General features: G+C 44.9%; 17 protein-coding genes. 1 reads left to right on the forward strand and 16 read right to left on the reverse strand.

The window, feature by feature from the left end:
* Positions 1 to 92: 92 nt before the first annotated feature.
* The 9 genes from AC566Q_RS24490 to AC566Q_RS24530 all read right to left on the reverse strand — a co-directional run bounded on the left by AC566Q_RS24490 (position 93) and on the right by AC566Q_RS24530 (position 9,831).
* Positions 93 to 1,988, reverse strand: coding sequence for a hypothetical protein (locus tag AC566Q_RS24490; protein ID WP_499612141.1), 1,896 nt, complete (start codon positions 1,986 to 1,988; stop codon positions 93 to 95).
* Between the two features lie 457 nt (positions 1,989 to 2,445).
* Positions 2,446 to 3,066, reverse strand: coding sequence for a hypothetical protein (locus tag AC566Q_RS24495; protein ID WP_499612143.1), 621 nt, complete (start codon positions 3,064 to 3,066; stop codon positions 2,446 to 2,448).
* Between the two features lie 562 nt (positions 3,067 to 3,628).
* Positions 3,629 to 5,197: an IS66 family transposase gene (tnpC, locus tag AC566Q_RS24500; protein WP_499617612.1), complete on the reverse strand. Its 1,569-nt coding sequence runs from the start codon at positions 5,195 to 5,197 to the stop codon at positions 3,629 to 3,631.
* A 23-nt stretch (positions 5,198 to 5,220) separates the two neighbouring features.
* On the reverse strand, positions 5,221 to 5,556 hold the full coding sequence (tnpB, locus tag AC566Q_RS24505; RefSeq protein WP_126874057.1) for an IS66 family insertion sequence element accessory protein TnpB: 336 nt from the start codon (positions 5,554 to 5,556) through the stop codon (positions 5,221 to 5,223).
* Positions 5,556 to 5,840 carry an IS66 family insertion sequence element accessory protein TnpA gene (gene tnpA / locus AC566Q_RS24510; RefSeq protein ID WP_499612145.1) on the reverse strand — a complete coding sequence of 95 codons (285 nt, stop codon included), beginning with the start codon at positions 5,838 to 5,840 and terminating at the stop codon, positions 5,556 to 5,558. The genes tnpB and tnpA overlap by 1 nt, the downstream gene beginning before the upstream one ends.
* Before the next feature lie 82 nt (positions 5,841 to 5,922).
* Entirely contained in the window at positions 5,923 to 6,513 is a 591-nt protein-coding gene (locus tag AC566Q_RS24515) for a hypothetical protein (protein ID WP_499612147.1), read from the reverse strand.
* A gap of 114 nt (positions 6,514 to 6,627) precedes the next feature.
* Positions 6,628 to 7,107 carry a hypothetical protein gene (locus tag AC566Q_RS24520; protein WP_420934424.1) on the reverse strand — a complete coding sequence of 160 codons (480 nt, stop codon included), beginning with the start codon at positions 7,105 to 7,107 and terminating at the stop codon, positions 6,628 to 6,630.
* 137 nt (positions 7,108 to 7,244) lie between these two features.
* Positions 7,245 to 7,574, reverse strand: coding sequence for a hypothetical protein (locus AC566Q_RS24525; protein WP_499612149.1), 330 nt, complete (start codon positions 7,572 to 7,574; stop codon positions 7,245 to 7,247).
* 415 nt (positions 7,575 to 7,989) lie between these two features.
* Positions 7,990 to 9,831, reverse strand: a complete 1,842-nt coding sequence (locus AC566Q_RS24530; protein ID WP_499612151.1) for a TniQ family protein — start codon at positions 9,829 to 9,831, stop codon at positions 7,990 to 7,992.
* 152 nt (positions 9,832 to 9,983) lie between these two features.
* Between AC566Q_RS24530 and AC566Q_RS24535 the strand changes: the two genes are divergently transcribed.
* Positions 9,984 to 10,940 carry an IS1595-like element ISAma5 family transposase gene (locus AC566Q_RS24535; protein ID WP_499608136.1) on the forward strand — a complete coding sequence of 319 codons (957 nt, stop codon included), beginning with the start codon at positions 9,984 to 9,986 and terminating at the stop codon, positions 10,938 to 10,940.
* On the opposite strand, the gene AC566Q_RS24540 is transcribed toward AC566Q_RS24535, so the two are convergent.
* The 7 genes from AC566Q_RS24540 to AC566Q_RS24570 form a co-directional block, all read right to left on the reverse strand.
* The gene (locus AC566Q_RS24540; RefSeq protein WP_499612153.1) at positions 10,891 to 11,829 is read right to left on the reverse strand and encodes a TniB family NTP-binding protein; all 939 of its coding nucleotides are present in this window, start codon (positions 11,827 to 11,829) and stop codon (positions 10,891 to 10,893) included. The genes AC566Q_RS24535 and AC566Q_RS24540 overlap by 50 nt on opposite strands.
* The gene (locus tag AC566Q_RS24545; RefSeq protein WP_499612155.1) at positions 11,829 to 13,757 is read right to left on the reverse strand and encodes a transposase; all 1,929 of its coding nucleotides are present in this window, start codon (positions 13,755 to 13,757) and stop codon (positions 11,829 to 11,831) included. The genes AC566Q_RS24540 and AC566Q_RS24545 overlap by 1 nt, the downstream gene beginning before the upstream one ends.
* Positions 13,711 to 14,457, reverse strand: a complete 747-nt coding sequence (locus AC566Q_RS24550; RefSeq protein WP_499612157.1) for a TnsA endonuclease N-terminal domain-containing protein — start codon at positions 14,455 to 14,457, stop codon at positions 13,711 to 13,713. The genes AC566Q_RS24545 and AC566Q_RS24550 overlap by 47 nt, the downstream gene beginning before the upstream one ends.
* Positions 14,458 to 14,625: 168 nt before the next feature.
* A complete protein-coding gene (locus AC566Q_RS24555; RefSeq protein WP_499612159.1) occupies positions 14,626 to 15,003 on the reverse strand; it encodes a helix-turn-helix domain-containing protein in 378 nt (125 codons plus the stop codon).
* A 573-nt stretch (positions 15,004 to 15,576) separates the two neighbouring features.
* Positions 15,577 to 16,293, reverse strand: coding sequence for a M48 family metallopeptidase (locus tag AC566Q_RS24560; RefSeq protein ID WP_499612161.1), 717 nt, complete (start codon positions 16,291 to 16,293; stop codon positions 15,577 to 15,579).
* 59 nt (positions 16,294 to 16,352) lie between these two features.
* Positions 16,353 to 19,670 carry a type I restriction endonuclease subunit R gene (locus tag AC566Q_RS24565; RefSeq protein WP_499612163.1) on the reverse strand — a complete coding sequence of 1,106 codons (3,318 nt, stop codon included), beginning with the start codon at positions 19,668 to 19,670 and terminating at the stop codon, positions 16,353 to 16,355.
* Positions 19,667 to 20,671, reverse strand: a complete 1,005-nt coding sequence (locus AC566Q_RS24570) for a virulence RhuM family protein (protein ID WP_499612165.1) — start codon at positions 20,669 to 20,671, stop codon at positions 19,667 to 19,669. The genes AC566Q_RS24565 and AC566Q_RS24570 overlap by 4 nt, the downstream gene beginning before the upstream one ends.
* Positions 20,672 to 20,760 lie beyond the last annotated feature (89 nt).

Raw genomic sequence — 20,760 nt, forward strand, 5'->3', positions numbered from 1 at the left:
TCTCATAATTGCTTCTAAATTCCTTATCAGATACTTGTCGCCAAAGGTGTTGTCAGAAAAATCAGAGGGACAACATACTCGGATGTACTAGCTCAGAGTGCTTTTATCCGAGCACTCCCATTACAAATAACTATCTCTGCCGCCTGCCACTCTCGCGATTTACCGTTATGCGTCGGCGGAAATTTCAACAATACCTGCTCATCACCAACGTTGATTTTGCAGCTCAATGAAGTCGGTGTCATTACACCAACTTCTGAATAATTCGTTACTAACACCCTATAAACGTCAAATGACCATCTGCTGATATCAATACGCTCCTTTCCTGGTCCAGTTCTCACATCATTTTTTAAACGAGCAAAAGGTGCACTATCTAATGAGCCATGGTTACGAAAGTCGACTGTATCTAAAATATCCCCACTTAAATTTTGTACTTGTAATGAGAGGTCTATGTCAGAAAGAGTATCATCCCAATCAATCTCTATATAACCACCTGAATTTGTACTACCAGCTACGTCTAAATTATTGTCTGATACTTGATCTACCTCTGGTATTTGTGAGGGTAGTTCAGGGAAAAGAACTTTTTTAATTGAGTCAGTGACAACTTTTTTTGAACACTCTCGTAGTGGCGTTGCATCTCCTATGAAACTAGCACGTTGTTGAAGTTCGTCAGGTAACTTCTCTTTCAGCGCACTTTCATCTGCTGGGCCATGATTGATAAGCTGGACATTTGCTTGTGGGCAACTAGTTGCATAATCTTTTACTGCTTGTGTAAAGTTCTTTTTGTTTACACTCAGGTAGTGTTTGCATTCAAGAACATATATTGTTTGTGAAGCGATCGACTGAGAGATATCGACTTGTAATATCCTAAAATCGGGCTGTATACCTTTCTTTCGCTTCGGGCTCTTGCCAACTAATGAAGAACGCAATTCAGCCCATACATCATACTGTTTGTCGTTCCAATTAAATGTAGCCAGACGACTCCCACCAAATGCGAATGAGAGGACATCATTTACTGTGTGGTAACGTATTTCAGGAGCTACACTTTGCACAACAACCAGCAACCGCGTACCAATCCAGACCGAATAAAGTTCATGCCGGCGCTTCCATGCTGGTAAATTTAAAATATCGAGAAGTTCATCAAATGTGCGAGAGACCCAATTATATGACCACTCAACTCTGCTGAGTTGATTGTCTAATATTGCGAAAATTTCTTCATGATCTTGTTGCCCAGAATTTAGTTGCGCTGATATCGCCTGAACTCCTTGCAAAACACCTATGTCCCAAAAGTCCGTTGCATCGCGGCATAGACTTAAAAGTTCGTCTCGGAAATCACTCTTGCGGGCTGTTTCAAATACTTGTGAACGTGTTTCCCCATGTTTACCCCAAATTCCCCTCACCGCAGATACCAGTTCCACAATGGTATCTAACTGAGCGTCGATACCTTGATGCCCAGTCTTATTTATTGACTCCACTGGAGGGAAGCCTTTTGGTCGCTCACCACTGAAATCATTGGGAATATAGTTTCTTAATGTCTCGAAAAGTGACCAGCGTAGATCGGAACCTGGAAGTTTTGGGCGCTTTTCTAGGACATTTCTAGTTCGAAGTACTGTTGCTCGAAATTGCTCGAGTGTAGCTTTTAAAGGATCGCTGACATCATCAAATTTAAATTCAACACTAAGTTGATTTGATGCACTAACAGCGTTTGCTTCAATCAATACGTCAAGAATATCCTGCATCATTTGCGCAAATCCATTCTGACTTTTTAGTATCTCAACAAGAATTGTCTCAGTACTAATAGACGGTTTTGGTGAAAGAGCGTCCTCTTCCAACCATACCTCGAGGGACAAAGCACTATCCGGCACATCTAACGCAAGTCTCAAAGACTCTTCAATATCGGCGTCCCTACCAGGCTTTCCTTTACTCAGCCTCAACTCCAAGCCAGCACTGGAGCACAAACTTTTCCATAGTTCAGCGGGCGAAGTGATCATATTAAGCTCTCCATGTCCAAAAATATGTTTATCTGTATTTAGCGTGGGTATAGATTATGAAAATAAAGTGAAACGTACAATGCAGCTCGATGTTTAGAACGTCAAGTATCTTAACACAGTGGGGAAACGGCCGATCGGATTCACCGAAATACGCAGCAGATTTTTTTGTTCAAAACGCTATCGCATACTTTTCTGGAGGTTTGTGTTTTAGATCGGCTATAGTTAACTCCAATGGATAAAAGTTAATGCTAAAGCAATAATGAATTACTAACATTACGCTAATAACCGCACCTGCGACACCAAGGGCTCTACAGAGCTCCTTCAATGTATTAGTTAAAGCCCCTATCAATGAACTGTCTTCCATATTTATTACCGTGTTAGTTTTTGAGATGTGAACGCCTATAGCATTGAACGAAAAACAGAACGAGACGGCGTTTTTTACACCTGATTGGCTTTATCAAGCATGTTGCTCGATACCGAGAAGATTCTTCATATCAGTAATATATTTTGAGTAGTTGTTCCACTCCAAGATTGACCGAATATTTGATGAATATGAAATGATTGATTCGTTATCGAGATCAAATGGCGGGTCGAGAAAATCACCATATTCGTGGTTCGTAGCCAATGCATTAAAGACATTGATGTTTACAATATTTTTTAGACCATCTTGAGTATCAAAATGGTTGTACTGGTTACGCCCCGCATAAATGATAAGGCCTATAGGGACGCTTCTAACCTTTCTGCCAATAGCAAACTTTACTAACCTTGCTTTTAATTTTGACTTGCAGCCCTCGAAAAGGTACGCAAATGAGTCGTCGCATTCAAGGTTATTTGAATAAAGTTCTATTGCTTTACAAGCTATCTGCAAAATCGAACCTGAGATGACATGCCTAGAAAAAAGGCTGGCTCGGTATTCCTCACGAGCATACTCGGCAATTTCAAATTCTTGCTGAATTTCAGGCCTAGACCTCCAAGCCTCATATTTCTTTTCAAACTCTCCGTCGCGGCCATTATGACGAATTACCTGTACCGGAGGGAAGCTCATTTTTACATTCAGAATAGTGATTAAGAAGGTCAAACATGCCTTCAACTGCATGCTCAGACTGGAATATGTATTGTTCGGGGCTAATCATCTTATAGTTCGCTTAACGCCCGCAGCACTCGAAACTCTGATGCGCAGCGGAAGTTTTGTTTCAGAGTTGTGCTTGCTAAGTGTTTGGTTGGAAATAGTACAACCCTTTCGCCAAAAGTTCCTCGCAAACATAGTGAGGTATGCGCATGTAATCTAATCCGTTCTTAACCTTGTAATTCATTAACTGCCTTGAATGATTAGGAACTGCATTGACGAACTCCCAAATTATTTCTTTTTTATTCTGTTGTCTCAGAGGGTTAGAAAATACAAGATTAAACGATTTTGAGAAGTCCCAATGATTCTCAACTTTATCCTTGCGCTGATAGTCATGGTGACGGTGATACAAATTTGTCAGCATAACTACGTCAACATTCTTATAATCTACAAATGAATAGAATGACTCATTGGTAAACAACCCCTTATGACCATAAAGGTAGAAAAACCACTTCTGCATATCAGTCAAATCAGCACAGCAAACTACAAGGTAAGCGATCAATATAGACCCGGATCACCCCATTTTATCTAAATCGCTCGTCAATTTTTTGTCCGCGAATTTCTCTTTCCAGACTCTTGGCGTCAGGTCGAGTACATCTTTGGCCGGGTGCAGTGCTACACGCTGCAATACATCCACCAGATAATGGTAGGGATTGACGCCTTGCAGGCGGCAAGTCACCATCAGGCTTTGTAATATGCCCAGTTGTTCAGCCCCGAGTTCGGACCAACAGAACAAATAGTTTTTTCTGCCCATGGGGATTACCCGCAGTGCCCGCTCAAGATGATTGGTGTCCATGGGTAACGCGGGGTTACTCAGGAACACCTTGAGTTGGCTCTCTCGCTCAGCGGTGTAATGAAGCGCCTTGGCGAAGGGGGATTTGGGTAGTAAATCAGTGCGCTGGCGTTGTTGGTAGACCCACCGGAAGAAGTCAGTCACGAGTGGTTCGCTGTGTTGTTGGCGGTAGGTATGGATATCGGCCAGGTCTGATTGCTTATCCCGGATGTGTTTTTCATGCCGGTAGAGTGTGGCGATAATATCCAATGCCTGTTGTGCGGTGTGAGGCTCACTGTCGAGGGCTTTTTCAAAGCCTCTGCGCATGTGTACCCAACAGGCAGCGTGCACAATCTGCCGTTCGTGTTGATTTAATTGTTCAACCGTTTTGGTGTAAGCGGCATAGCCATCTGTGAGCAAGGTACCGGTAAAGTCCTGTAACTGTGCTTTGGCGTGCAACATGCCCCGGCTGTGACTCCAGGTAAACGCCACCTCATCACTGTCACCGTACATCGGCCAGAAGTAGGTTTGTTTCATTTGCCCCGGTTTTCGGCCAGCCCCTTTGGTACGCCCGGCTTTAATGGGCACTTCATCCATGGTCAGTATGTTGCTTTGCAGAATGTGCTGCCACTGGGCCTTGGCGATGGGCCGAAGCAGCTCAATGCCTTGTTGTATCCAGTTGATTAAGGTAGCCCGGCTAAGGGTGATACCGCTATCGAGCATCCGTTGATGTTGGCGGTGAAGCGGTAAGTGATATACCGCTTTATCCACCATCAGCCCAGCGAGTAGTGAGACATCGCAGTAACAGCCTTCCAGTACATTGATGGGGGCTGGGGTATCCTTAAGGGTTTGCGTGGTTTTATGACGCACGACCTGACGACGATACACCAGTACCACATAACTGCCGGGCTGTTGTGCTAAGCGACGGGTTTCTTTGATATCAACGACATCATACTGGTCGGCATTCGCCCCCTGTAACTCAGGCGCAGGCACATCAATAATCAGCTGAGGCACCGTCTCATCAAAACGCAGGCCTTCATCATTCACATCCGAGTCGCGACGTTGCTTTTGTGAGGAACGGGTATGGGCCTTCACCGGTTTGGTGTCTGCCGGTAAGGCGTGTGTCTCACCCTCATCAAACAAACTGCTCTGCGCCGGATTATCCACTAACACTTTTTCAGACTTACGCCCGAACAACTGGCGTTTAAGCCAGTCCAGTTGATGCTTGAGTTGCGCAATCTCCTCAGCTTGATGAGCAAAGGCAGCCTCAATTTCAGACGGTGAAAGGTGACTAATAGAATGTGTTTTCATGGCGTAAATTATAACAAAATCAGTCAATTAAATCGCCTGTTTTGTTTGTCTTTTTGCCAGTAAATGCCATCAATCAAACACTGTAACTGAGCACTGTTTAATGGTGTTTTTGCTGTACCGTCAGTGACTTTGGCGAAGGTGCCTTTTTCTAACCGTTTACTCCACAAACAATAACCGCCCTGGTAGTAATACAACACCTTTAGCTGGGTGCGGCGCTTATTGATAAACACAAACCAGTCACCACAATGCGCTTGCATCCCCAGTTTGCCCTGTACCAGTGCCGCCAGCCCATCAAACTGTTTGCGCATATCGGTATTACCGGTATACAGCCAAATACGCCCATTGGATAAGGGTAACATCAGGCAGCCCGGTTCATCCGCAGCACCACACCACCGGGTAATGCCAGTTCAATCTCCCAGGCAGAGCCTGCGCTCTGGTTCGCACTTGCTGGCATATCAAAGGCAAGCCAGTTATCCTGCGGCGCAAGCGATTGGCTATCATCGCTCAGTTTTTTACGCCACAGATAGAAGTTTGATACTGTTAACGCATGCTGTGCACAAAATTCACTGACCGACAGTTCGCTTGCTGCTTGCTTATCAACCAATACCTGCCATTGCTCGCGTGTACGTCTTTTTGTTGCCATCGATTAAGTCTCCGTGAGTAAAATCTACGGGGACTATTTTACGGGGTAGTTCAATGAGGAAAAGACGGTCTAAATTGATCGCTTACACTACAAGAACATTCAATTCGCTTGGCCCAGTCGATTCTTTAAACTTGCTGTGAGCAGATACAAGGTAATCTTTTAACTTGTTATCCATGTGCTGCTGTATCACAAGTGGCTTATCAGGGTCTGCTGCCGGATTATTTTCAGGATCAAACACATCTTTTAGATTTGATACCACATCCTCAAAATCAATAATTCTTCCAAACGCGCCTATCTTGAAGGTATTTGAACTATCGATTTCATTCTTTTTTGAAAAGTCTGGACATTTAACTTCAATATTGTAGGTTTTTCCGTTCAGCTCAAAACCACAATCAACATCTTTTGGAGGATTTATTTTTGGTTCATAGACAAAACTATCGGGATATGTTCGCGCCAAGTAGGCTGCAATTGATGTTTCACATGCAGCTTGGAGATACTTTGCCTCATCAAAAGTTGAACCTTCAACTTGAAGATCTTTAAACAAACGTATTTTCTGTTTCTTTGTTAGATGCGTTTCTAAAAAACCTAATGCTTCCACTAGTCCAGCAAGATAAGCACTCTCCGAACCTGAAAATAAATATTCGTTTTTCTGATTGGTTACCTCTAAGTCCATAATATCTCCTTGGACACTTAGATCCCCTGACTAGGGGCAATAACGTGTGCTAGCGTAAGGAACTAAGTGTCGGAAGTCCTGGCCTAGCATCCTGCCTATTTGGATTCTTTGTTTTCACCTGCGCTGTATTTTTGCCGCAGCACCATTAATCGATTTAACTAAATCTGTTGTTGCCTTTGCATGTTTCTCTGATGCTTGAATTAGTTTTTTAGATAACTCGTTGGATGCTTTTGTATACATGGCAAGAGATTTATCGTGACCAACAGATTGTTCTGTAGCTTTCGCTAATGACCTCATTGCATCTGCTTGAGCCTTAGCAAAAATAGCGAGCTCTTTGGTTTGTTTTGCTTGCTCTTGCAACTGCGCTTCTTGCTGTTTTAAAGCTATTGTGTTTTCTTTGAGCTCCTGCCCTTGTTGAAAATACCCAAATATCAACCAGAAAAGAGCCAATATTGAGCCTATACCCGCAATTAAATCACCAACTTCGTTCGGTTGTAAGGAGACGAGCTGTTTAAAATTAGTAAAGCAATATACGCCTACAGCCGTCAAAAATAAAAAAGTTATGATAAAAGCAAATATGGTCCGCTTATCCATCCATTCCTCCGAGAAAGGCCTACTCTGCAAGCAGCGGTCGAAAAACCGAGCAACAGGTTTGAGGGCCAGCCCACGAAGCAGGCATAGCTGACTGACCTTGTCATATGCGCTCTGTTGACAACCATAACAAATGAAATCTAATCCTTTTCAAAAGTTATATACTGACTTTTTCCATCAACAAAAATTGGGGTACCTCCCGCTACACCTCGGTCTGCAAGACAAATCTTGATCGGAGCGCCATTTTGATGCGGAGGAAATATTGCAATCACAGTTGGTTTAGCTTCTTTGTAATACTGATTGATGTCCTCGCCAACGGTTGCAACCATACTAATATTATTATGTACATAATGAACCGTATATATCATTTCGCTGGTTTTAGGCACCGGATTTCCAATAAATTCCGCGGTTGCAGCTAATACACTTAATGCTTCGTTGTTATCTCTGGCGTATGGAAGAAAAAACTTCATCGAATCACACTCCTTTGTTGTCTAAAAATCGAGCCCATAACATCTTGCTCTCAAGTTGTCATACTAACACTCGTTTCCGATGAAAAGCTATGTCCTATATTTTCATGGGAATGGACTCAAAAAATCTGCTTTGAATAATGGCCGGTATTTTTTGACCATCCTCATAGAGAGTAAACGGACTCTGAAACAGCAGGTTGCGGCTAAACTCATACTTAAGAACAAGTGCAGTTGCCGTTTACTTATCGTCTTGCCACGCCTAGCATGATTCTTTTTATCAGCGAGGCGGGCAAGACCCAGAGCTCTTCAAACGTTTCAATCTTAGACACGCATCATAGCCAAATGAAATACTCGGGATGTGTGATGCGTTAGTGGTTGGGGAAACACCGACATCGCAGCCGTACGATTTACAAATCAGCTATACCCCTGCATTTTCCCAATCAAGGTGGTCTCTAACGTAGGTGTATATCATCGGTATATTCACAAACTGATACCTCTGATACATCTTACTCCTAAGCTTATAGTTTTTATCATGGTCAAAGGGCATGATACCGAGTTCTGCCAAGTGTCGATACAAATGCCTGGGGCTTATCTCAAGGACTCCGGCCAGTTTCGCCCCTATAACAAATCGCGCCTTAAACTTGTGGGCAAACTCTATCGGGATCACTCTCTCGTTAGAGTTGTTGTCAGTCTCGCAGCTCTTTATGAGCTTATGCTTTACTAACTGCGACATGAACTCAGGATGTAATTGCAATTTTACCGCCATTTTCGTGGCTGAAACGTGGTGGGCTGGGGTTATCCTTTTAATGAGACTGATTAACTCACGATGACAAAGTGCCAGGCCTCTTATACCTAATGCCTCATCGTCTAAATGAGACAATAGGTTGCCAGCTCTGCATTCTTGCAGAATAGTTAAAAATAAATCGGGTATATCACCACCGTATTTTTTCATGGCAACAGGTAGCAGAATCGACTTAGGCATCAACTTAACTTTCTTTGGCGTAAGACTTTTCAAGTATTCGATTATTTCACTTTTTGCAATCCGCCAATGTGCGCACCGTCCAGGCTCTGGCGGAACAGCGGATAAGAGCACTCCGCTGTTACACATTAGCTGCATTTGTGATTTCGTCACACCCAGTAAAATTGCCGCTTCTGTGGCATTGAGTTGTTGCATTAAAAAGCTGAGACGCGCTTCTAAATGGGGACGGTATATCAGTGAAAAGGTTCTTCCGCCTTTTTTCTGTCTGTTACAAGCGATTAATCCCTCTTTTGTCGCAAGCCGGAGTTTGGATGTTGCAACCGAATACTCTTTAGATGCGACCTTCAAAGGGAGCCAAACGTTGCCATTGATTGTCTTCTCACTAAACAAGCTATTTCTTTTCGTCGCATAGACACTACGTTCCGTAATTGCTGCTTCTAAAACGTCTTTATACCGCTGAAAACACGCCTTTTTTGCTTCCTTATAGAACGACCGGTAAAAGATGGTGAGTTGGTCAACTCGGTGACCTTTGCCGCCCATCTTTTGCAAAACATCAAGCAATGCAATAAACATTGCCTTGCCCCCAAGCAAACCACGAGCGACATCCTGGAGGGCATCGAGTGCTTGTTGCATACTATTTAACTTTGTACTGGTACCTGTTTTTTTAACATCGTGGTTTGGTGTAAGCCGCGAGAACAAGCTTACTAGCGATACTCGTTCCTCAAGAGTTAACCCATGGTCAGCCGGCATAAGCTGCTCTCTGTTTTGTTCAGGTACAGCACCGTCCTCAATAAACCGCTGAAGTTCTAGTAGCTGTTTCGATGCCCTAACAATACTTTGCTCACCGTACGATGCACCACAAACACACTCGTGAAGTTTAGCTTTGAAGAGGTCTGTGTCTGCACCACATGTTGTGCAAACATCCACCAAATTAACCTCATGTTTTACACATGTTACCGATGCTTTAAGGTGCCAAGTGGCTCTCCATTTTTTATCTTCGCTGACACAAATAGGACATAACCTGGCATTTTTAACTAAATGGAAATTCTCTAACTGGAAGATGCGAAGTGCTGATTCATCCTGCTCAGCCTGTTTTGTCCAATCCTCTTCGGCAAGGTAATTGACGAGCTGACTCAAATTTCTTGAAACCCTATCTTCAGCATTTTTGTACAGCCACGTATGTGAATCATAGTGGTTTAACAAAGCAAGCCGCATAAGATAAAACAGTGGGGATTCGCCAGCCTCTATCGGCGGGTGTATAGGGGGCTTTTTCAACATCATTTGAAGCCCCCCTTGGTTTGTCGCACGGAATCACGTTCTACCGCATCGTAGAAAGGCATGTTCGGTTTATCCAGCAATTCCCAATTAAATTTGGCTATGTTCTGCTAAATTGTTGCTATACTGTATATGGATACAGTTATTGAGGGTTGATTATGCTCCCAGCACAATTTAGAAAGCTTATAGCCGAGTTAGAACACTTAACAGATAGCCAAACCCGTTATGTTGAGAAGCTGCTGAAAGGCACTGATAGCGTCTCACAGTTGATAACAGAGCTTGAGGAGCGGATGGTTGAAAACCCTGAGTGCCCGCACTGTCATAGCTCACTGATCAATCGGCACGGCAAGGTAAACAAGATGCAGCGTTATCGCTGCAAGAACTGCGGCAAAACCTTTGTAGCGACAACGGCGACACCGCTAGCTCGACTAAGATACAAAGAGCTGTGGTTAGAATATATTCGCTGTATGCTGGACAGTAAGCCATTGCGTAAATGTGCCGAAGAATGTGGTCTCCACCTTGAAACATCGTTCAGGTGGCGGCATCGATTCTTGGCGCTACCATCAGCACTGAAGGCGAGCAAACTAGAAGGTATTATCGAGGCTGACGAAACACTTTTTCCCTACTCAGAGAAAGGCTCAAAACGGATGACTCGTCAGCCCCGCAAAAGAGGGATGAAAGCGAAAAAACGAGGGCGTTCAAAAGATGACTGGGTGCCCGTTTTAACGGTCAGAGACAGAGCCAAGAATACATATGAGGCCGTTGTGCCAAGTGTTACATCGGCAACTCTGCATCAGGAGCTAGCAGGAAAATTAGAGAAAGACAGTGTGTTATGTAGTGATGGATATAAGCCCTACATAGCTCTTTCTGAGAAAAATGATTTAATACACAAGCGCTTAGACGTGGCGGGAGGTGTTAAGGTGATAGATAAAGTCTTTCATATTCAAAATGTTAACGCCTATCACAGTCGTCTGAAAGCGTGGATAAAACGGTTTCACGGAGTAGCCACAAAATACCTAGAACATTACCTTGGTTGGTTCAGGTTTATGGATAACCCAGAAAACCTTAACGGAAACAGGCTCTTTTCGATTCAACAACAGTTAATCCGAACATAGCCTTAAATTTATTACTAAAGGGATTTTTAGAATGTTCGCATTCTTGCCAAATGGCTTCGTTGAAAGCTAACTCCAGGGTATCTCTCGATAGCCCTTCATACCCCTTTTCCATTGCGATTTCATACGCCGTGATCAATATCTTGGTGACGTAGTCAATAATCCCCATCGTCGCAAAATAAAATCGTTTTACTAAGTCCTGAGATAACTCAAGCGGGCTTGCGGTCGCCAAGCTTTGTTCTAACTGCAAAATCACACCACCAAAAATTTTGGTGCTTTCTGGATCAGTGATTGAAAATGGAGGTAGGTACACCTTTTGGCTAAACCGCCGTTGCAGCTGCGTGTTTATCGAAAGTAGCGTTATGCTTCTTTTCAGCCCCATCAAAACGAAGCAGACTTTTGAATCCTCCATAAGCGATTTAAGCCAATCTGAGACCTCTTTTGCTGTAGACGGCCCGCAGTGATCAACAAAATGTTGAAGCTCATCCACAATAAGCATCATCACTTTCTTTTCTTTAAACAGCTCTTTTATCCTATTGGTTTTTTGTGTTGCAGTGCCACGATAGAAATTGGGGTCGTCAAGCTCTACTAAAATCGTTTCGGCCATGCTTTTTACAGTGGGTTTGGACGGAGTTTCTACGCACACAAGAGGCTGCGTGATGCACACAGAATCATTTATCGGTGGGTATTTGGCCTTCAGGTGATTTTTGAGTGTCGTTTTACCTGTGCCCGGATCGCCAAGGCACAAAATATTTTTACTCACGTTCACAGCAATTTTCGCCCGCAACGCTTTTTCAATTTGTTCAGAAGCCTTTTGATAAGACGGATGAACGACAATAGTGTTTTTGGTTTTGGCAATATGCTTAAAAATGATCGCTTCGCTGGGTTTCATTACGCTTCCTCCAAGGTAGCCGAAGCGAGTTGAAAGACATCAAATGACTCAAAACTGTCAAACACAATGTCTTCGAGTGGTGCGGATTGCTGGTCCTCTTGGCGAGGGCTATTTTGATTAGTTTGCGTAAGTTGAGCCGCCTTTCTGCGTTTCCTTTGCAACCGGTTCGATTTGAGCGACTTAATATCTTCGTTCAGTCTGTAAATATGCTCTAAGACTGCTTTTTTGTTCTGTTCACCCAGTCCCTTGTCGATAAGATGCTTTCTTATATGCTTGTGTTGTCTGAGGGATAACCCCGTTGCGTACTCGGGCGTGATGCTGGGAACACAAATGTAGTCTCCATTTTGATCGTCGAAGACCCATATTCGGCCTAAATCTTCAGGATCGGCACGCACAATGACATCATAATTATCGTGTCTTCTGCATCTCAAAGCTCGCAAGTCTGCCGAATTGTAAAACATACTAAAAATCTCTATGCCTTTGTGAGTCAAACATCTTGTTTCCTCATGTGTCATACAAAACGCCAGTGCGGTTTCACTTTCGGGTAATATCGGGGACACAGACTCAAGTCCCTCGTTCCACATTGCAAGAGGGGTCCTTTTTGTCTTTGTATGGACTCGGTTGTGGTAGATATCAATAATCCAACGGCATACAAAATTTTTGAGTTCCTTTTCAGTCACACAGGCATATTCTTCAGATTTATAGTCCCCTCTTTGCTGTATCGAGCCAAACGTCGTTCCTGGTAATCGGTGGCATACTTCTCGATTAATGGTTCCCACTAGTCTTTCCACCGTGCCTTTGTACCCGGGCTCAGCCTTTGGGCAAAACTGAAGATTGATATCCAATTCTGCACACAGTCGTTTAAGTGTCTCTGCATGGAATTCTGAACCATTGTCACAAATAAGGTTCATTGGAATACCGAACGCTGGCCACTCTCCTGCCACGTCCTGTAAGTAGGAAGCAGCGTTTTCTTTTGGCAGGATTGCATGTCGCAAAGCCCTCATCACAGCCACGAGAGAGGGCGGCTCAAATCCTATGTAAATCCCAAGTATCATTCGAGAGTACACATCAATCAGCAATGTGAGCGTAGGCCGCCCTAACACAACGCCGGTTACGTCATCAACTAATAAAGCATCGATAGGCGAATGATCTACTTCTACTCGCTCCAAAATCATACTTACTGATGGGCCTGCTCCCGTTAGGCGAAAATGCTTGTCGGCGGCTTTTTTACCTTGTCGATGTAACATCGTTTCGTATTGATCAAGTCCTTTTATTATTCTGTAAAATTGCGCCCTCGACGGGAATTTAAGTGGCGTCGGTCTCAGCCTGTTGAGAAGTTCTACTTTATGTTCGAGTAGCCGATATACGTGAGATGGTGGGGGTTTATTGTTCGAGAGGTATTCCTCTTCAATAATTGTTTGAATTTCATCCGTGATTATTGAACTAAAGCGACGTATACCCTCTTTTCCTGGCTTCCTTTTCTGCAGTGACATAATATCGCCACCGGAGCGGTGATATTTTTTCCACCATTTATACACTGAATCTATGCTTGGGAGCCTTTTTAAGTCGAGGGCTTGACCTACCTCAGAAACCACATTCTGAAGGCCAACTGTCGTAGGCTGTTTCCCAAGCACGTTGATTGCTTTGCTTATAAAACTCAGTCGGTAATAGACGATTTCTCTGTGCTCTGGATCCAAAGATTGCAAATCTTTGCTGAACCTAGCGCCATGAAAACGACGAGTATTGACACCTATCAGGCTCAATTCTCCCTTAGCGTGTCGTTGCAATAATTCTTCAACGGGTTGAGCAATCACGCTCAAGTCATCGGTGTTCTCCAAGAAAATCTTGTTTTGTACCTTGCGAATGATTTTGAAAGTTTTGCTATTTAAAGTCAGGTGCGTACCGGCATGAAAAGATGATACTTTCATCGCTGTTCTCCTCATTAGTAAATGTTATTGACGTTTCAGACAGGGGTTGAGTTAGGTCGACTTGAGCATGGCCATGTGCAATGAATGCAAAAGCTTTAAGCGATGAGCCAAGCATCTTTGAAAGGGCAAAAATTGGTGCTTTGCGCTTTTCTTTTAGCCATTCCTTCATGCCATTAATTTCGACATTACTGAGCGTTAATTTGCTGTAGTGCTTTAATATGGTGAGATTAGTTTGGAAGTTAGATACGCGAATCTCTTTCTCGGTAAGAATGAAGAAATCGGCTTTTTTCTCATCTCGGAAGAACACTGAGCACTTCGCTAACTTACTTTTTAAACCAGTATCATTTAACTTCTCTTCCGGCTTGATTTCGACGTATGCCTCTCCTCCGCACCTGAAACTAAGCTTAAAGTCTGGTGTATACCTGAATGAGTTTCCTTCATCTTGTATTTCAAATTCTTCAGGTTGTTCAAAATAGGCCACTATTCCTTTTGAAAACTCAAACAGTGCACAGGCATCTCTTTCTAGCTGTGATTCCCAAGCAATAGGCTTTTTGTTCTTCCAAGAGGCGTAGTAGCCGACAACGCGACCCTTAGAGCGAGTAACAGGTTCTCTCGCTCTAAGGTACGTGCCCTTTCTTGCGTGCACTCTCGACGCAAGCTGTAACGTTGCCGTCACCGCAAAATCATTATTTTTTTGCATGCTTATCCCTTACCAAATAAGGCAATGATTAATTACTGGTTAATGTGATGCTGGAAACAGGGATTTGACGACGAGAGAAAGGCGGTACATAATCTTGCTTGTCGAAGGTAAGTATTATGTACTTGCTAGCTCTAGTCGGGCCGGCTTCCAGTCGGTCCTGCTAGTTCTTCATCGAATACCTCTCTCTGATTTGATTTCGTCTTGTATTTTCAATGCTATTTTCATTAGCTGTATTTGGCTCGACGTGAGATTGCCAACGTAGTCTTTCATCATATACAACAGTTCAAACTCTTCCCTTGATGCATTAATAGGCGCTTTTAGGCTAAAACGGCTAAGTTCAAGGTCGTTTTTCAGTCGTTCAGTGTCGTTTTGATTTAAGCGAAGACAATCAATAATTTTTTCCAAGAGCGCTTCGGAAGGTAACTTGCGGCTATTTTCAAGCGTGCTTATGTAGTTTGCACGAACCCCCACCATCGAAGCCAAATCTGTTTGACTAAAGCCCTTATCGCGTCGGAGTGTTTCAAGTGTTCTGGAAAAAGGGGTCAAGAGTGCGTCTTCAACTGATGGCGTATTTTAATTGAAGTTATTATATTGGTAATGATCGTCACCTCAACATAAATTTTTATAACCTGTTGAATTATAAGAACAATGTGTATATTAACATACACACCTAAATTCACTCGGTGAGACTCAAACTTAGGAATGATTTGGGTGGTATCTGAAAGGGGCATAGGAGTTGTCGCAGTTAGTACAGAATTGATTACAGACCGCGCAGCTACTGCCATGCATTCGAAAGCGAGATAAAAGGACAACAGTACAGATTTTTTTAAACACGTTACCGGTCAAGCTAAAGAATGACATTTCGTTAGCAATAAAAATATACACACTAATTTTTTTTCTAGCAGATGATATCTTTGTTATGGAACATCGAGGTTATTCTGATAGCCAACCATGCATAATGTAACTTCAACTTACAAGTCACTAATCAACTGTTAAATCGTGTTAAGGGGTGCTACGGTTAGCGTTTACTTGGGAGCAGAGCAAATCTCCTAACAATGACTCTCGTGTGGCCAGATATTGCCTAGTCGCGAATTTATTTAAACCTACAACATTGAGTCATCAATTTGCGATAACATAAGCCATCCCATCCAGCCGTTCTTTCGTCTTTTCCCACTTTGGCATTACCTGGCTCATTAGCCGGTAAAATCGCTCACTATGGTTATGTTCGGCGATGTGGCAAAGCTCATGCAAAATAACGTAATCAACGCACTCACGAGGCGCTTTAACCAGATGCGGGTTCAGGGTAATTCGGCCATTAGGTGAGCAACTTCCCCATTGGGTTTGCATCGTAAGTATGCGCAGCTGTGGCCGCTCTTCGACCCATAGGGCGTGTTCCAACATTGCATCGAGTCGCTTGACGAAGATTTGCTTGGCCCGCGCTCTATACCAGTCATTCAGCAACTCTTTGACCTTGTCGGTAGATTTCACACGTACTGATACTTCCAGTTTGCCCCGTAGCAGTTTTACGCTTTGTACCCGCTCAGGCGCTTCAATCACTTTTAGCAGGTACTGCTTGCCCAGATAGTAATGGCTCTCACCGCTGATGTATTGCCGAGGGGTTATGAATTCAAGCTGCTTGCGGAAGTCCCTAAGCTGCTCGTATATCCAGCGCCCTCGCTTTTTCACAGCCGATAACACGGTTTCGCTTTCTGCCCCCTCAGGAGCCGATGCGATTACCCGACAATCGGGATGAACCTTGATTAATACCTTACCTGTGGCTTGCGGGCGCTTAACTCGCTCAAACGTAATCTGCTCGTCACCGTAGCGAAAGCTCATGGTCTGCCCCGATTTTGAGGGTTGGGGGTTAATCGGCACATTCATCTGGTTATACCCATTCAAGCGCCGTTCAACCCGACCCGCGTGATCTGAACAATCATCTCAACAATCTTCTTGGCCTGATCCATACCGCCACCAATGACTTTGCACTCCTGGAACATACGCGGCAGCAGCTTTTTACGAATGTCGGCTTCGATGTTCTGTGGGTTGATGGAATTCTCTGAAACGGAGGTTTCTACCGCCTGGTCAATTTCAAAGGCAACGTTGACCCACTTATCCTGAACTTGCTGATCCAACACAGCCAAAGCTTCAGGCAGCACTTTCTTGAACACACCAAAGTAAGCCTGAGCATGACGATTACCGGCAAATACGTCGGGGATGTCATTCAAGCGTCTATCTTGCACTTGCTCCTCGAATTCACGGAACAGCATGTATTGCTTTAATGGGTGGTCGAATAGTTTTTCGACCTCTTCAATGGCTTGGCGCAGCAGCTTGGAAAACGCTTCCTGAGCATAGGGGTCATCCCGTAGCTCCTGTTCAATCATGCGGGTTACACGGGTTTTGATGATGTCGGTTTCGTTGCGGGTTTTATCTTCGCTCCAGTCTTCCGGCTGTTGCTTTTGTCCCATCTTACCCACTTCATACACACCTCCGGGCTCTTTAACTTCGACGCCCACCACATGCTTATCCAACAGCTTTTTCACTTGCTCGGCGTATTCGTCGTAGTCAATCCTCTCACCGGCATCTTGCTGCACAAGTTGGCGCAGGCTGGAAAATTGCTTCACGGTTTCTTTGTAGTGTCGACGGTCTTGGTCGCTAAAGCTCTTGTCTTCAAAGAAGGTGGCCGATTGTAGCGCAACCTTAAGGCAGCTTGCGAAAGCCGTCAGGGCTTCGTAGAAGTCCTCACGTACCTTGAGATGCACATCGACCAACTCTCCGCTCTCTCCCGGCGCTAAAGGCTTTTGCTCTTCAATTTTCGGTACCAGTACCTGTCGCAACTGCTCGATGTCGTTCTTGTTTTCCACGCCATCGAATATGGCCCATAGCTGCTTATACAGCTGTGGCAAGCGCTTGTACTCGGTACTCATCTGGTTGTAGAGGCCAGCAATATCATTAACGTCATAACCGCCTTGAGTGCGGGAGGCCAAATCCTGATATTTCTGAATGGTCGTATCCAGTTCAGACAGAATGCCACGATAGTCGATAAGCAGACCAAACCTCTTCTTCGGATGCAGGCGGTTTACCCGTGCAATCGCCTGGATAAGGCTGTGCTCTTTAAGCGGCTTGTCGATATACAGCACCGCATTTTTCGGCTCATCAAAGCCGGTGAGCAGCTTATCAACCACAATGAGTATCTTCAGTGAATCGTCTTTGTCGAAGCGTTCGATAAGGTGTTTGGTGTAAGCCTGTTCATCCTGACTGCCAATATTGTCTTTCCACCACTGGGTCACTTCGGGCGTGGTGGCCTCATCGACAGCGGTGTTGCCTTCTCGGCTATCTGGCGGGCTCATCACCACGGCAGATTCAAACAAGCCAGCTTCATCCAGATATTTTTTGTACTTGATAGCAGAGGCCTTGCTGTCGCAGGCTAACTGGCCTTTTAATCCTTCGTCGATGTTCTTTACGAAATGGTTGGCAATATCCAGAGCAATCAAACGAATGCGGTCATCCGCACCGTAAACGGGACCTTTTTTAGCAAACTTGTGCTTTAGGTCGGCCCTCTGCTCATCTGACAGCCCTTCGGTAATGCGCTCAAACCAACTGTCGATAGCGCGTTCATTCACATCCAGGTCGGGAATGCGCTCTTCATACAGCAGCGGCGTCACCGTCTGGTCTTCAACCGCACGCTGCATGGTGTAAGCATGCACAATGGGGCCAAACTTATTAGTGGTCTTGTCGTCTTTTAACAGTGGCGTGCCGGTGAAGGCGACAAAAGCGGCATTCGGCAACGCCTGCTTCATTCGAATATGGTTTTCACCGCCCTGGCTGCGGTGGCCTTCGTCAATCAGCACAATGATGTCAGAGCTGTGGTTTACACACTCTGGCATTTTTGTAGCAGTATTAAATTTCTGGATGAGCGAGAAGATGATCCGCTCAGTGCCTTTGCCAATCTGCTCGGCCAGGCGTTTACCAGAGGTGGCCATGGCGGCTTCTTTGTCTTTTTTACCGGCCAGTTCACCGCCCGAGGCAAAGGTTTTGCTCAGCTGAGTTTCCAAATCTACCCGGTCAGTCACCACTACAATACGGCATTGCTTCAGGCTTTCGTGCAGGATCAGCGCCTTGCTTAAAAACACCATAGTGAATGACTTGCCCGACCCCGTGGTATGCCAAATCACACCGCCTTCACGGCCATCTGTGCTGCTTCGGGTATTGATGCGTTCAATCAGTCGCTTAATACCAAACACCTGCTGATAACGGGCAACGATTTTGCCAGCCTTTTTATCGAACAAGGTGAAGTAACGGGTCATCTCCAACAACCGAACTGGCGTTAACAAGCTAATCAGTAATTGATCCTGACCAGTCACAGCAAGCTCCCCGGCAGCGGTTAAACGCTTGTACCAATTCAGGTCTTTTGTTGGGCGGTGGCTGAATAATGTTGTCAGTTGTTCGTCTTTGAGTGTTTTGTTTTTTATGGCATACATCTCGGCATCGGTGATGTCTTCTTCACGCCAGGCAGCCCAGAACTTTGAAGGCGTGCCACAGGTACCATAACGACCCTCGTTGCCGTTTATAGAAAGCAGTATCTGGCTATAGGCGAACAGTAACGGAATTTCATCATGGCGCTGATTACGCAGGCATTGCGAAATGCCTTCGTCAATGGTGGGACCTCCCCCTTTTCCAGATCGGGCCTTCCCATCTGGGCGCTTTGCTTCAATCACCACCAGTGGAATGCCGTTCACGAAGCAAACAATATCCGGCCTGCGGCTTTCCACGCCACCAGAGCGGATAACGGTAAATTCCTCAGTAAATACAAAGCTGTTATTGGCTGGCTTCTGCCAATCAATGAGCGCAACCGTCGGGTTGGCTTTTTTGCCATCGACAAACGCAGTGACCGAAATGCCATATAGCAAGTGGTTGTAAAGGCGCTCATTAGCAGTTAACAGACCCTCGTTAAGTGCGGGGCTGCATACCTCGGCAATCAGGTTGTCGATAGCCTTTTCAGACAACGGATAGCTTTTGCCGGCAAAGGTGAAGGTGCGCTTCTTAAGTTCACTGCGCAGCACATGTCGCAAAACCACCTCGTCGGCTTTACCACCACGGGCGGCTAATGCGAGTTCAGGAGAGAGAAACGACCACCCTAGGTTGATCAACAACGTCAGCGCTGGTAACTTAGCGCTGTATTCTTCCTGAAATTTTGGGGCCGCTTGAATGGTCATTTCTTATCCCTTCGCTTTTGTTCCAGTCGTTCTTGCAGCTTTTCCAGTTCCTCTAGCTCTGCTTTATCTGTCGCTTGTGCATCGGCTAATTTACGCTGTTGATCAAATTGCTCATAGCGCTGGTTAACGAGTTGCTCCATTTGTTTACGGCTAATTTGCCCCGCATTACTAAGGAGTGGCTGTTCGTTAAAATCCATGAACTTATCGACGTATTCGCGCCAATCTTGCAAACGAAGATGTGTTTTGTTTTTGGCCCTAAACTCAGCAAACTCGAAAAACATGCTGACCAAGCGATTCAGACTTTCCAGCTCATCCGCTTGCAGGTAATTTTTAGCTATCACCACATCTGCCTTATGAACCTTATTCCCTGCGAAACTGGTTAGGTTCATGTTTGGCTTGGCAGGGTCAGAACGCGCCACAACCAGTTCAGAGGCAGTGTGACCTGTGACAGCAAAGAAAAGTTTGTTCTGCACCTCAGCGAACAATAATCCAGTTTCCTTTTCATTTGCTCGGTAGTCTTCAGACAACGCCAGTAGATCGCGGACTTTCTGATAGAAACGCTTTTCGGACGACCGTATATCGCGAATGCGTTCAAGCAGCTCATCAAAATAATCCCATTTAGGATCTTTGAGGCGCTCATCATCCATGGCGAAGCCTTTGGTCAAGTACTCTGCTAACGTTCGAGTTGCCCATTGCCTGAATTCAGTGCCACGGGTCGAGCGCACTCGGTAGCCAACGGCAATAATCATCGGTAGTGCATAAAGCTGAGTCAGGTACTCTTTACCATCAGCTGCAGTTGTAAACTTTGAGTTTACAACTGCCCCCTCAGCCAGCTCCCCGTCTGAAAATACGGCCTTCACGTGCTTACCGATGTTTTGCTTGCTGGTTTGGTAAAGCTCAGCCATTTCCAGCTGGGTCAGCCAAACCTGACCACCCAGCTCGCGCAGGACAAGCTGGGATTGTCCATCGTCAGTGGTATAGAGGATAAGATCATTGTCCATGTGCATGTCCTACCTTTCCCCATTCATCGACTCTACCACCAAGGGCCGCTAACGCGCTTTCAGGAGAGAGGAACAGCCTCAGCGCCGTT

It is taken from the genome of Alteromonas sp. H02 (genome assembly GCF_059682525.1).

Coding starts and splice junctions, on each gene's coding strand:
- AC566Q_RS24490 (WP_499612141.1), bottom strand. CDS start 1,988: ATGATCACTTCGCCCGCTGAACTATGGAAAAGTTTGTGCTCCAGTGCT.
- tnpC (WP_499617612.1), bottom strand. CDS start 5,197: ATGAAAACACATTCTATTAGTCACCTTTCACCGTCTGAAATTGAGGCT.
- tnpB (WP_126874057.1), bottom strand. CDS start 5,556: ATGTTACCCTTATCCAATGGGCGTATTTGGCTGTATACCGGTAATACC.
- tnpA (WP_499612145.1), bottom strand. CDS start 5,840: ATGGCAACAAAAAGACGTACACGCGAGCAATGGCAGGTATTGGTTGAT.
- AC566Q_RS24515 (WP_499612147.1), bottom strand. CDS start 6,513: ATGGACTTAGAGGTAACCAATCAGAAAAACGAATATTTATTTTCAGGT.
- AC566Q_RS24520 (WP_420934424.1), bottom strand. CDS start 7,107: ATGGATAAGCGGACCATATTTGCTTTTATCATAACTTTTTTATTTTTG.
- AC566Q_RS24525 (WP_499612149.1), bottom strand. CDS start 7,574: ATGAAGTTTTTTCTTCCATACGCCAGAGATAACAACGAAGCATTAAGT.
- AC566Q_RS24530 (WP_499612151.1), bottom strand. CDS start 9,831: ATGATGTTGAAAAAGCCCCCTATACACCCGCCGATAGAGGCTGGCGAA.
- AC566Q_RS24535 (WP_499608136.1), top strand. CDS start 9,984: ATGCTCCCAGCACAATTTAGAAAGCTTATAGCCGAGTTAGAACACTTA.
- AC566Q_RS24540 (WP_499612153.1), bottom strand. CDS start 11,829: ATGAAACCCAGCGAAGCGATCATTTTTAAGCATATTGCCAAAACCAAA.
- AC566Q_RS24545 (WP_499612155.1), bottom strand. CDS start 13,757: ATGAAAGTATCATCTTTTCATGCCGGTACGCACCTGACTTTAAATAGC.
- AC566Q_RS24550 (WP_499612157.1), bottom strand. CDS start 14,457: ATGCAAAAAAATAATGATTTTGCGGTGACGGCAACGTTACAGCTTGCG.
- AC566Q_RS24560 (WP_499612161.1), bottom strand. CDS start 16,293: ATGAGCTTTCGCTACGGTGACGAGCAGATTACGTTTGAGCGAGTTAAG.
- AC566Q_RS24565 (WP_499612163.1), bottom strand. CDS start 19,670: ATGACCATTCAAGCGGCCCCAAAATTTCAGGAAGAATACAGCGCTAAG.
- AC566Q_RS24570 (WP_499612165.1), bottom strand. CDS start 20,671: ATGGACAATGATCTTATCCTCTATACCACTGACGATGGACAATCCCAG.